General features: G+C 32.2%; 9 protein-coding genes. 3 read left to right on the top strand and 6 right to left on the bottom strand.

Annotated elements, in window-relative coordinates; all coding sequences use genetic code 11:
* Positions 1–6 precede the first annotated feature (6 nt).
* The 4 genes from GQR95_RS06120 to GQR95_RS06105 all read right to left on the bottom strand — a co-directional run bounded on the left by GQR95_RS06120 (position 7) and on the right by GQR95_RS06105 (position 7,611).
* Positions 7–1,467 carry a sodium:solute symporter gene (locus GQR95_RS06120; protein WP_159022325.1) on the bottom strand — a complete coding sequence of 487 codons (1,461 nt, stop codon included), beginning with the start codon at positions 1,465–1,467 and terminating at the stop codon, positions 7–9.
* Positions 1,468–1,679: 212 nt separating this feature from the next.
* Positions 1,680–3,170, bottom strand: coding sequence for a SusD/RagB family nutrient-binding outer membrane lipoprotein (locus GQR95_RS06115; protein WP_159022324.1), 1,491 nt, complete (start codon positions 3,168–3,170; stop codon positions 1,680–1,682).
* Positions 3,171–3,180: 10 nt separating this feature from the next.
* Complete coding sequence (locus tag GQR95_RS06110) at positions 3,181–6,366, bottom strand: SusC/RagA family TonB-linked outer membrane protein (protein ID WP_159022323.1); 3,186 nt, start codon at positions 6,364–6,366, stop codon at positions 3,181–3,183.
* A gap of 138 nt (positions 6,367–6,504) precedes the next feature.
* On the bottom strand, positions 6,505–7,611 hold the full coding sequence (locus GQR95_RS06105; protein ID WP_159022322.1) for an acyltransferase family protein: 1,107 nt from the start codon (positions 7,609–7,611) through the stop codon (positions 6,505–6,507).
* 167 nt (positions 7,612–7,778) lie between these two features.
* Here GQR95_RS06105 and GQR95_RS06100 point away from each other — a divergent pair, with 167 nt between their 5' ends.
* On the top strand, positions 7,779–8,528 hold the full coding sequence (locus GQR95_RS06100; RefSeq protein ID WP_159022321.1) for a DeoR/GlpR family DNA-binding transcription regulator: 750 nt from the start codon (positions 7,779–7,781) through the stop codon (positions 8,526–8,528).
* 237 nt (positions 8,529–8,765) lie between these two features.
* Here GQR95_RS06100 and GQR95_RS06095 read toward each other — a convergent pair whose 3' ends face one another.
* Positions 8,766–9,356 (bottom strand): DUF6515 family protein, encoded by a 591-nt coding sequence (locus GQR95_RS06095; RefSeq protein WP_159022320.1) that lies wholly within the window; start codon positions 9,354–9,356, stop codon positions 8,766–8,768.
* Between the two features lie 487 nt (positions 9,357–9,843).
* On the opposite strand from GQR95_RS06095, the gene GQR95_RS06090 reads away from it, so the two are divergent.
* A complete protein-coding gene (locus GQR95_RS06090; protein ID WP_159022319.1) occupies positions 9,844–11,031 on the top strand; it encodes a histidinol-phosphate transaminase in 1,188 nt (395 codons plus the stop codon).
* A gap of 5 nt (positions 11,032–11,036) precedes the next feature.
* Complete coding sequence (locus GQR95_RS06085; protein ID WP_159022318.1) at positions 11,037–12,143, top strand: permease; 1,107 nt, start codon at positions 11,037–11,039, stop codon at positions 12,141–12,143.
* Between the two features lie 110 nt (positions 12,144–12,253).
* On the opposite strand, the gene GQR95_RS06080 is transcribed toward GQR95_RS06085, so the two are convergent.
* Positions 12,254–14,047, bottom strand: a complete 1,794-nt coding sequence (locus GQR95_RS06080) for a ribonucleoside-diphosphate reductase subunit alpha (protein ID WP_159022317.1) — start codon at positions 14,045–14,047, stop codon at positions 12,254–12,256.
* Positions 14,048–14,049 lie beyond the last annotated feature (2 nt).

Here is a 14,049-nt window from a genome sequence, read left to right as displayed (position 1 = left end):
TTCAATTTAATTTAAAATTCTTTTATCCTTACAAAGGATTAAACATATTACTGTTAAAAAAGCATTAACAAATATGTTCATAAAACCAAAATCGAAATTAAACCAAATAATAAAATAATGGTTTAAAAGATAGGTTACTATAGGCATAACTATACATATAATTGGTACAGCTGCATCTTTTACTTTTATTTTGGTAAAAATTCCAAACATATAAAGCCCTAATAACGGACCATAAGTATATCCTGCAACTTTAAATATTAGTGAAATTACATTCCCTTTACTTTGAGAAAAGAGCATAATAATAGCAAAAATAACTATTGAAAATCCGAACAATACACGGTTTTTCATTTCCTTTTTTTCTGTTGAATCTTTATGCTGAATATCTAAAAAATCGTAAGTAAAGGACGTTGTTAAGGCCGTTAAAGCGGAATCTGCGCTGGAAAATGAAGCTGCCGTAATACCTAAAATAAAACTTAAACTGGCTAGCGTTCCAAAATGATTTAAAGACAGCATTGGAAACAACGTATCTGTATTAATAAATTTCCCATTCTCTATGTCTAAATGTATTCCGAATTTATCTGCATACAAATACAGCATCACTCCTAATCCTAAAAACAGAAATTGAGTCACTGCTAAGATTAAACTGAAGGTTAAAATATTTCGCTGCGCCTCTTTTTTATTTTTACAGGTAAGTGTTTTTTGCATCATATTTTGGTCTAATCCAACCATGGCAATTGCGATTAAAACTCCTGAAATAAACTGTTTAAAAAAGTTGCTTCCTGAATTAAAATCCCAATTAAACACTTTAAAATAATCATGATTAACTACAGCAGAGGTGGTTTCTACAAGACTTAAACCTAAAGCACTTTTAACCACATAAATAGTAACTCCCACAGACAATAACAAAAAGAATGTCTGTAATGTATCTGTCCAAACAATAGTTTTAATTCCTGATTTATGTGTGTATAACCAAATTAGAACTAGTATAATAAGAACCGTTACAAAAAACGGAATATGGAAAGCATCAAAAACAGCATATTGTAAAATTTTTGCTGCCAATAAAAGCCTAAGAGCTGCTCCAAACGACTGGGAAATTAAAAAAAAGAGGGATCCTGTTTTATAAGATTTAACCCCAAAACGCGACTCTAAATAAGAGTATATTGAAACTAATTTTAAATCGTAATAAATAGGAACAAGGACATAAGTGATAAAAACATAACCAACAACGTTACCAAAAACAAACTGTAAATAGTAAAAATAATTAGTCCCCACCATACCTGGAATAGATACAAATGTAACGCCCGATAAGACGGCTCCGATCATTCCAAAGGCGACAACCTGCCAAGGCGATTTTCTATCTCCTGTATAAAAAGAATCATCGCTAGTATTTTTAGAAACCACATGAGATATAAGAAGTAATACCCCAAAATACGATGCTATAATTATCAAGATAAGTGTTGCGCTCATGTATTTTTATACATTAAAAGGTTAAAGAGTAAATGCATTTTAATTCTATATTTATTATGTGATTAGGTTATAAACACCAATGTTTTAGACGATTTAAAAAACGGTGAGAGAAATGGAATATTTCTCTCACCTAGCTATTAATTAGAAATGGGAGGATTATTAGCTTAAATATTAATATTTTATTTATAGAAATTATTTCTTGCTTAAACGCATTACTCTACATCCCACCATATTCTATCCAAGAGACCATCTCCTCCTTGTGCTGCTATAGCAGCTGCGACAGCGTCTGGGTTATTTAATTCTTCCGAACTTGGATAAGGAAATCTTCTTGGGATTTGACCTCCAGTAAGAAGATCTGCTACATCTGCAGCAACCAATTCTGGATATCCAGATCTTTTCCAATTAGAATATGTTTCTATACCATTACCAAAAGTAGCCACCCAATATTGCTCATTAATCATTTTTAAAGCTTGAGACGAATCGAAAGGATTCGCTGCTAAATAGGTGTTAATTTGATCTGATGTTATTGGCACTACTCCGTTTCCGTATATTGATAAATAATCCATAGCTGCAGTAACACCTGCATTGTAATGTGCTTCTACATTGCCATCTCCTGTTCCCCATCGTTCTGCCGCTTCTGCAACCATAAATTCAACTTCCGCATAGGTTTGATAAAATAAAGGCGCATCATAAATAACGATACCACTTCCTCCGAAAATATTAATATTTGGTTTTGAATTAGCTGTCCCTCTAGAATCATCATTTATATCTTGTCCGAACTGAAGATCGAAAGACGTATCTCCGTCTATTGTAGAACTTAACACAGACACTCTAGGGTCGTTTCTGTCTTTCATATAATCCATAAGCGTTGCTGAAATCTTTAGTTGTTCATCTGCTCTTGAAGAAAATGATTTTGTAAGCGGGTTTACATTTGGTCCAGAATCATCTGCATTGTCTTCATACTGTACATAAGCGATATCATCATTACTCGTCATAACGCCTCCACTAATAGCTTTTGCAGCCCATTCTTGTGCAGAACTATTATCTACCTTTACCATACGCATTGCTAAACGCAACATTAATGAGTTGGCAAATTTTGCCCATTTCGTAGTGTCTCCTCCATATAATAAATCGGCAGATCCATAAGAACTTTCTCCTCCTGTGTTTAAAATAGTTACAGAGCTTTCTAGAGTTGCTAACATGTCAAAGTAAATAGCACTTTGCGAATCGTACGTAGGGAAACGAACACCTTCTAAGTAGCCTAAACCAGCTTCACTATAAGGAATGTCTCCATAAAGATCTGTAATTCTGCTAAATATAAGTACTTTTTGTACTCTTGCAATTGCCAAATCTACTGCGGCAGTAGGTTCTTCACTAGACTCTAAAGCGGTCTCTAGGTCTATCAAGTTTTTCACTGTATTTGGATATTGTTCTTCAAAAAAGTGATTTGTACTCCCTTCTTGGTATAAAAAAGACACGTAAGACGTTGCATTAAGTTGCTGAACATCTTGCATTAAATGAATAACATCGTAAAACAATGTAGCAACATAACTACTACCTCCTGTATATAATTGAATATATGTTAATTTTGTAGACGGATCTAGATCTGTTGCTGTGGTTGGATTAACATTAAGTTCCTCAAAACCATTATCACACGATCCAAATATCGCAACTACTGCTAATAAAATAAGTATTTTTTTCATCTTGTGTTTTTTAAAATTTAATATTTACAGCGAAACCTAAACTTTGAGTTGAAGGCACTCCAAAACGCTCTATACCTTGTGAGTTAAGATTGTTTAAAGATGCTTCCGGATCTACATTATCTATAGCCTTTGAAATATAAAACAAGTTTCTAGCGATTAAAGAAAATCTTAATTCTTCTATAAAAACACTAGATAATATGTCTTTAGGTAGATTATAAGCTAGACTTAATTCTCTAAATTTTATAAAATCTGTACTATATACAAACTCTTCTGCGATACCTGCACTTTCTGCCCCGATATAACCATAGAAAAATCTTAAATTTTCTGGAGTTACAGTAGTGGTAAACAGCTCTCCCGTTTCGCTATCTGCTCCAGAAACAACTAATCCGTCTTCACGTCCTTTTAAGGTTTTTTTATGCAAACCTCTCATCATTAATTCTCTGTTTGTTCCCGAATGAACACTACCACCAAACTTAGCATCAATTAAAAAGCTTAAAGACACGTTTTTGTATTTAAATGAATTATGAAATCCTAATGTATATGGAGCAACACCTTGACCTAGAATTTTATTTTCACCTTGTACCGCTTTAGGAATACTCCCTGTATTATCGTAAACAATATTTCCAGCATCATCTCTTTCATAAGAAGATCCATATATAACACCATAATGTTCACCTACTATATGTGCTATTATTGCTGTTCTAGAACGCGACTCACTACCATCTACATTAATAGAGGTGTTCTCATCATCTGTATGTACAATTCTACTATCATTATAACCAACGTTAAAGGATGTATTCCAAGAGAAATTTTCGGTTTGAACAGGTGTTCCTCGAATTAAGAATTCTACACCTTTATTAGACAATTCACCAATATTTAATATCGCTGAAGAATATCCTGAAGCTTCAGAAGCAGAAGCCGTAACAATATCGTTAGTTGTTTTATTACTATAGTAAGCAAAATCTATCCCTAAACGATTATTAAAGAAGTTAGACTCTAAACCAAATTCATATTCTGTTTTTTGAAACGGAGTTAAAGCAGGATTAGGAATTGAAGTACTATTTATTGCACCATAAGATTGCCCTTGAAAAGAACCTGCTATAGCATAGTCTAAGTTTAATGAATACGCATCGCTCGCTCCTCCTGCTACCTGAGCATAACTCGCTCTTACTTTAGTATAATTAAATGCATCTGGCAACGTTAAAACATCGCTTAATAACAAACTCGTACTTAAAGACCAGTAAAAATCATTGTTAGGCGTGTCTTTTCCTGGATAAGACAAGGTAGAGAACCAGTCGTTTCTCCCTGTAAATGTAACATATAAAAACTTTTCGTAATCAAACTCTACAGAACCGTATAATGAATTTGTTTTGGTTTTATAATAACTATTTGTTGGTACTGGTAAAGTTGTATTATTTAAATCTTCTAAACCTTCAACAATAAAATTGTATCCAGTTGCAGACAATTGCTCAAAAGTATTTGTTCTTGAGTTCGCACCAAAAATAGAGTTAGAAGATATTTTACTAGTAATTGGTCTTTCAATACCTATCATAAGATCTGAATTCACAGATGTATATGTAGATTTACTTTGCGTCATCTGACCAGCTGGCTGATATGCTGTTCCAAAAGGAGTTACATTAGTTCTAGACAAATTGTAAGTATCTATACCGGCACGACCTAAAACATATAACCAATCTGTGACATCGTATTGCAATACGGTAGAACCTGTAAATCTATTTTTTTTATCATCATTATTAAAGTTATTAACTACCCAATATGGATTTGTTATAAACTCACTAGGTTGAAATGAAAGCTCTGTACCATCTTCGTTAGATCCCGGCTTCAAATCATTAATATCTAAACTCCCAGGCAAAACATAAGCGACTGTATTTGCATTACCAGGAGTATCTCCTAGATTAACACGATTATGAGTTTTTTCAATTATATATTTTGCATTAATAGTAGATGTTAATTTCGGATTGATTTTAGCAGATGCATTTAAAGAAAATGACTTTCTGTTTAAAGTTGTTCCAGGAAAAATATCTTTATTATCTAAATTAGTCATTGAAAAACGGTAATTGTAATCCTCACCACCTTTAGACAATGCAATTGTATTTACTGCTGTTGTACCTGTATCATAGAATTTATCTAGATTACTTCCTTGATAAGAATAGGCTCTTTTTGTACCATCCCAATTATAAACTTGAGAACCATCCATTAATGCTCCCCAAGATTGTAATGTATAAGCATAAGAATCATCAATAGCATCCGCAGCTGCCATTTCTACAGCATTCCCATTATCGTCAAACTCATAACCCGGTTTTAAACCATTAATACCTTGTCCATATTTAGTTTGCATATTTTGCAACCCAGTATTAATCTTATCAAAAGAAAAAGAGCTTGAATACTCTACACCTAAACTTCTTTGCCCTTTCCCTGTTTTTGTTGTAATCATAATAACTCCATTAGAAGCTAAAGACCCATATAGTGCGGCTGCAGAACTTCCTTTAAGTACAGAAACAGACTCAATATCGTCTGGATTTATAGACGAAATATCATCTCCACCATCTCCAGTACCATCATTTGTAGCACCTACAACAGAACCACTTGTATTATTAATAATAGGTATTCCATCTACAACGTAAAGCGGTTGGTTATCTCCTGTTAAAGAGCTCGCTCCACGAATAATAACTCTAGTTGACGAAGAAGCACCACCACTACCTGAGGTAATATTTACACCAGCAACTTTACCTTGTAAAGAATTTACTGCACTTACAGTTTTAACCTCTGCAAGATCATCGCCCCCTACTTTTGTTATAGAGTATCCTAATGATTTTTTCTCACGTTTAATCCCTAAAGCAGTTACAACAACTTCGTCTAAACTAGTTGCATCCTCTTCCATAGAAAGACTAACAACCTGACTACTTCCCGTTAGTACTACAGAAATAGGCTTAAACCCCATAAAACTAAATTTAAGTGACTTTCCTTCTGTATTATCTGCTTGAATGGAATAGTTTCCATCAAAATCAGTAACAGCACCTTTAGATGTTCCTTCTATAGAAACACTAACACCTACTAAAGGCATATCTGTACCTTTCTCGGAAACAGTACCAGATATAGTCGCTACTTGGGCAAAAGAACTTTGCACAAAAAACAACACTATCATAGTGATTAAATGAGCATAATATTTTTTCATATGAGTTAGTATTTTAGTTAACATTTATAAACGTACAAGAAATAATCGAAAAAACAGCATCTTTTTTGCATAAACATGCAGTTTTTGATAAACAAAACCGAAATACATCTCTTTTTCGGCAACAAACCTTACTAAAAACTAAATTTTTACAAATACTTTATTTCCATATAATAGATAACAGATAGACCAAAAAACAACAATATGAGTTAAAGCAAACAATAAAGAACCATTAAGATTACCTGCTATTTGAGAAAATACATTATTAAACAGGTACTTATAACCAGAAACCTCTTCTCCTGAAGGCATTGGTATTTTTATTAAGTAATTAATTGATTTCACATACAACCCAGAGAAAACAAATATAAATAACGGGTTAGTACCAAAATGCACAAAAGGTTTAGACCAAGTACTAAATCCTTTTAAATCGATAATAAATATTAAAACAGCAAAAAGAATAGCACATAATCCGCTTGTAAACAAGACATAAGAACTTGTCCATAACGCCTTATTTATAGGAAAAACAAAACGCCACACACTTCCCAGAAACACTAATAAGAATCCGAACATTAATAATTTTCTAACTTTAACAACCAACGATTGGACTTCACTAACAACGTGGCCTATTAAAAACCCTATAATAACTGTACCAACAGCCGGAATTGTAGACAATAAACCTTCTGGATCGAAAGGAATACCAAAACCACCATAAATATGGTGCGATCCAAACAGAAATAAATCAAATTTTCTAACTACATTTTCATGCAAAGTATAAGGCCCAGACTCACTTCCAAAGAAAAGCAAGGCCCAATATCCTAACAGAATAGCACCTAGAATAATTAATAAGTTACTTCTTTTAAAACTTAAACAAAGTATAGCTCCAACTCCATAAGCAATAGCAATACGCTGAAGCACACCCATGATTCGCACATTTTCGAAATCGAAAAACGGAAACAGATTTAACAAAAAGCCTAAAAGAAATATAATAACTGTGCGCTTCAAAATCTTTAAAACACTTACTTTAGATATTTTTATTGCGTACTTAGAAAAAGAAAACCAAACAGAAATACCTACAATACATAAAAAGAAAGGAAAGACTAAATCTGTAGGCGTACAACCATGCCATTCCGCATGTCTTAAGGGCGCATACACATAACTCCAACTACCAGGAGTGTTTACTAAAATCATAAAAGAAATTGTAATTCCTCTTAAAACATCTAAAGAAATGAGCCTATTTGAACTTAACATAATTTTAAATTGTTTGTTAAAAATTAGCTAATACGTTCAAATATATTTATTTTTTAAAAACATTTGCACGTTTAAGAACTAAAACATGCAAAATAATGCGTATTTTAACACCCCCTATTTTATACAGCTAATTTTAAATTAATCTTATTTTTGAAAAAATTATTTACATGAAGAAAAAGGAGAGACAACAAAAAGTGATTGATGAAGTAAGCATAAACCGGAAGGTGAGTTCTAGTTTTTTATCAGAAAAACTTAATGTTTCTGAAGACACCATAAGACGAGATATTAAAGAATTACATGATAAAGGTATAATTACAAAAGTTCACGGGGGAGCAATATCTAACATACAAAAGCTTTACCATTATAACGAAGATGTTATATATAACAGAGAGAATAAAATTCGTATTGCACAAAAAGCGATTTCCCTAATAAAAGATAACATGGTTATTATTATTAGCGGTGGTACTACCAATTTAATGCTCGCAAAACTGCTTCCCAAAAATTTAAAACTAACGGTTTACACATATAGTCTTCCACTAGCCATGCAATTAATAGAGCATCCTTTAGTAGAAACTATTTTTATTGGCGGGAAAATTTACAGAAGCTCAATGGTAACCATTGGTATAGATGTAATTCAGTATTTGTCTAACATTAGAGCAAATATTTGCTTTATGGGTGTAAGCGGACTAGATTTAGAAACAGGAATTACAGAAGATGGATATGAAGTTTCACTTATTAAGAAAGCCATGATAAAAGCTTCAGAGCACATTGTGTATTTAACGACCTCTAACAAATTAAATTTAAGACAAGGATACGATGTTTGCAATCTAAAACAAATTGATACTGTAGTTACAGATTTAGATGTAGATGCTCCCGAACTTAGTCCATATATATCTGCCGGTTTACACATATTATAATAAAAATCATTAAAGCCTTTTAAATGAACACCCCCTAAACACGTTAATAACAACTTAAGCCTTTTTAAGGATTCATTAATATTAAAATATAAATCAAATAAAATAGTTGATTTTACATCCCTCCCATTAACATCATCTATTTAACGTTTAAACAAAAAAAATACCGAAGACGCATCTTCGATATTTCTTAAACACATAATAAATGCGTTTATATTTTATAAAACAGAATCTCGTGTATTAATCCATGTCGATAATACCAACAACTTCATAAGCTCTCGTACCATCAACTTGTACCTTTTCGTATAGAATATTTGCATACTCATAATACGACAAGCCATCTATTTCTACTTTATCATAACCATCAGGAAGATCATAAACTATAGTTCCAATTTCCGGATCTACAACTTCATATTGATTATTTATTTGTATATAAAATGTCCCATTAGCATTATAATAATTTCTTGAGTTATATTTAATCTTTTTATAATTTGCAGGCAACACCTTTACTTTAAATCCAATCTTTGGAGCAATAGCAACATAACTACCTCTAGATTGTGTATAGAATTTATTGTTTGAGTAGTAATAACTCTCTCCATTATGTTTAATAACCGTTTTATTAGGTATAGTTCTTACTGAAGTCACTTTATGTGATTTCTTTTTATAAGTTACCCTACTACTAGGCACCCTTTTAACGCTAGTTCTAGTAACTACAGTTGTCTTAACAACTTTTCCTTTTGAAGAATTTGATTTTTTTTGCGAAAAACCTTGAGTTGTAATTGCCAACAAAAAAAACACTGCCACAAAGTAAGTTTTAATAAATGATTTCATAATTATAAGGTTTTAGATTAAACGTCTTTTATTATAAGACTCCTTGTAAATTCAATAGTTTAATTATAATTTCACCTTTCTGAAAACATTAACAAAAGCAGATTTACAACATAAAACCATAACGTGTTCTTAACTTGTTTTAGTTCAACACACTAAAATAAACAATACAAAAAGAGGTAATTAATCTATCCTATAAATTTTAACACTATTAACAAACCTATTATTTAACAAAAAACGGATACCTAGACCTTTTAAAGCCAAATCACTTAATCTAAACAGAAAAATCCTACAAAAAACAAGCACACTTCCCTTTTAAGTCATTAAAGCAATCACAATTTGCGCATATGTATTTTACCAAAACATCAAATATTAACACACTATCAGTTAATTTCACAATTAACATACATATTTTAACTAAAATCAACTTTTTAACAGTTTATAATCAGTTAAAATTCTAATTTTAATTCAAACTTAAACAGTTATTAAAATGGATTCATCACATATTAGCAGAAGAAATTGGTTAAAAAGAGGAAGTTTAACAATGGCAGGTCTTGCCTTAATGCCTACAGAAATATGGGCAAAATCGGTAGAGATTGCACAACAAAAAAATGCAACATTTATTTTTGACACATCAAATACATTTAATGAGTTTACACCTCCAATTATAGATGAAACAAAAATAAAAGCCAGGCTTTTAGCTAACGAGAATCCTTATGGCCCACCACCACTAGCAGCCAAAGCTTTTCAAGACGAAGTATTTACAGGAAACCGATATGCTTGGGAAACCCTAAACACTTTAATTGAAGATATTGCAAAAAAAGAAGGCGTTGCTACCGATAATATCTTAATGGCTCCAGGATCTTCAGATATATTAGAAAAAGTAGCAATGGTATTTTTTCAAGAAGGAGGAGATGTTATTAGCGCAGATCCTAGCTACATGTCTTTAATTAATGTATCTAAAGCTGTAGGAGGAAAATGGAAATCGTACAAACTATTAGCAGATTCTCAACATGATCTTCCTGCAATGGAAGCCGCAATAAATGGAGACACTAAATTAGTATACATCTGTAACCCTAACAACCCAACCGGAACAATAACAGACGCCAAAGAACTTAAAGCATTTTGTAGTCGTGTATCAGAAAAAGTTCCTGTTTTTGTAGATGAAGCTTACATTGATTTATCTGACAACGGACTAAAAGACAGTATGGTAGACTTAGTTAATCAAGGTAAAAATGTAATGATTGCTCGTACGTTCTCTAAAATACACGGAATGGCAGGATTACGAATAGGATACCTAGTTGCACAACCTGAAACTCTAAAAAGATTAAACGATATTACGCGTGGCGGAATGGGAATTACAGGTCCATCTATTATGGCTGCAACTACAAGTTTAAAAGGCAAAGAATTCTTAGACATGTCTAAGTCTAAAATAGCAGAAGCAAGAGACTATACTAAAAAACATTTAGACAAAAAAGGATTATCATATCTACCATCTCAAACCAATTTTATCATTTTTGAAATTTCTACAGAAGGAAAACAATTCTTGAAAAAAATGTTTGATCAAGGCGTCGGTGTTAAGGCATTCAACTTTTGGGACAAAAACTGGTGTCGCGTAAGCATAGGAACTATGGACGAAATGAAATTATTCACTGAAGCTTTAGATCAAGTTATATAAATATTATGACAGAAGCACATGTAAAAGCACTTTCATTTATTACATTCATCCTTTTAGGGTTTCTTATAAAAAAGAAATTTACCTCAAAGGCTGAAACCAACGGATTGAAAAAGATTATCCTTTTACTGGCTTTGCCTGCTACAATTTTTATCGCTTTATTAAAGGTTAATTTAAATACAGAGCTTTTAATCTTACCAGTAATAGCATTAGGGTTTAATGCTTTTCTATACTTTTTAACCCCTTTACTATTAAACGCAATAGGAATAACAGACAAATCTACCAGGAACACAGCAAAATTACTAATTCCTTCTCTAGCACCAGGATTATCTTGCTTTCCCTTTATATTGGAATTTCTAGGACCAACATATTTAGGTAAAGCCGCTATGGCCGATTTAGGAAATAAGTTTTTTGTATTGTTTATACTGTATGTTATTGCCATAACATGGTATTACAAAAATCAAACAAGCAAACCAGAACCTATAAGCACAAAGCTAAAAGCTTTAGGAAAAGTAATGCTTTTAGAGCCTGTAAACATGTTTATTTTAGCAGCTCTTATTTTTGTATTTTTAGGCATAAATATGTCTAACTTACCTTTCTTTATTCAGGATAACTTAACACGTTTAAGTGGCATAATGACACCTTTAGTTCTTTTATTTATAGGACTTGCTGTTGTAATTAAGAAAAAACAGATTAGTCAAATTTTCTCTTTATTAATGCTTAAATACGGTATTACACTTTTAGTAATAGGAAGTATTATTACCATAATTCCTATACCAGACTCTAAAGACATTTTACTTATGCTTGTTTTTGCATTAAGCGCTTGCAGCTTTTGGCCATTTGCACATATTTCTAGCATTGCATCAAAAGAAATAGATGTTGCAGAAGAAAAGAAAACGTTTCACGTAGATTTTGCACTATCCATTTTAGCCTTGTCTTTACCAATGTCTGTATTACTTATTTTAGGTATTTTAACTACAGGAAACACATTTACTAAGGTTCCTAACATATTAATCTTTGCCTTTATTATTCTTGGATTAGGATTAATTTTCCCAGCTTACAGTAGGCTAAAGAAAGGAAAATCACTTAACATAAGCTTCTCAAAAGCTGAGTAACATTTTAGTAAAAACAAATAATAAATACATTACTAAAAACACATTATAAAAAAACCTCATGTTAATATAACATGAGGTTTTTTATTCTTAAATATAATTAAAAGATTAGTCTAAGCTTCGCAACTTGCACAATCTTTCTTTTGTTTAAATTTCTGAGCAGCATTCATACTGTGCTGGTAATACAAAGATTTTAACCCTAATTTCCATGCATTAATATGAATTTTATTAATGTCTTTTGTAGGCATATCTGGGTGTACAATAATATTTAATGACTGCCCCTGATCTATATGATTTTGTCTGTTAGCTGCCTGATAAATAATATCCATTTGGTCGATTTCTGAATAGGTTTTAAAAACATCCTTTTCATGATCTGATAAAAAATCTAAATGCTGTACAGAACCATCTCTGCTACGTATATCATTCCAAACCTCGTGAGTATTCATCCCTTTTTCATCTAAAAGCTTGACTAAATAAGGGTTTTTTATGGTCGTCTTAATCTTCGCAATATCTTTCACGTAAATATTAGACCAAATAGGTTCGATACCTTGAGAAACTTGTCCTAAAATAAATGCAGAAGACGTTGTAGGTGCAATAGCATTTAATGTTGTATTTCGTCTGCCATAACCTTTAAGAAGTTCTGGTTCTCCTAGTGCTTTTGCAAGCGCTTCTGAAGCGGCATAAGAACGTTCTTTTATAGTTTTAAATATCTCACTATTTAAATTGAAAGCCTCCTGACTACTAAAAGACAACGATTTAGATTGCAATAAAGAATGCCATCCTAAAACACCTAAGCCTAAAGCTCTATTGTCTTTCGCAAAATTATAAGCACGTTCCATAAATAAAAACGTTTGGCGATCTGCTCTATCATCAGAATCTCTGTAAGATTCTAATTTTTCTATAAATTCTGAAATCACAGCATCTAAGAAATAAACCATAGTTTCTACAGCATCTGTATCTTTCCACTTATCGTAATTTAATAAGTTAATACTAGATAGCACACATACAAAAGACCAATCTTCGCTAGAAGGCAACATAATTTCTGTACATAAATTACTAGCATAAATAGGATGATTCTTATCCTTATATACATCTACAGTACCATTATTTGCATTGTCTGTAAAGAAAATATATGGATATCCCATTTCTCCTCTACTCTGTAATACTTTTGCCCAGATTGTTCTTTTTTCAACATCTCCGGCAATCATATCTTCCATCCAAGCATTAGTAACGGTTACACCGTGTGTTAATTCTTGAATTGCATTTCCTTCAGAACCTATTTCCAAAAACTCCATAATATCTTTATGGTCTATTGGTAAATACGGAGAAAAACGACCACGACGTACAGACCCCTGACTTACAACATCTACCATAGATTCAAAAAGCCTCATAATATGTACCGCTCCAGATGCAGTTCCGTTATTCTTAACAGCAGCACCTCTATGACGAATTTTACCAAAATACCCAGAAGTTCCACCTCCAAGTTTAGACATCATTCCGATTTCAGATTGCGTAAAAAGAATATTTCCCATATCATCGTCTACATGCGATCCAAAACAACTAATTGGTAATCCTCTTTTTTGACCAAAATTTGACCAAACAGGAGAAGCTAACGAGTAAAAACCTTGAGACATATAACCATAAAATTTATCGCTAAATCCAGGCATTTTTAATATACGCTCTGCTCTATCTGCAATTTCTCTTATACGTCCTTCTGGCGAAACACCTTCTGTAAGGTATCCTGATTCTAAAAATTTACGACTGTTATCGTTTAACCATGTAAACTCTTCAGTGTCTTTAGCTTCATTTTTAGACGTTAATACTGCATGTCTAGCATCTACTAAATTTTGAGTATTATTATTTTCTGAAGTTGCTACTGGCTCTTGATTGTATGTTTTGTTTTCCATTT

The sequence above is a fragment of the Formosa sp. L2A11 genome, from assembly GCF_009796865.1.
Classification (GTDB): Bacteria; Bacteroidota; Bacteroidia; order Flavobacteriales; family Flavobacteriaceae; genus Formosa.
This window is presented reverse-complemented; position numbering and strand designations above follow the sequence as displayed.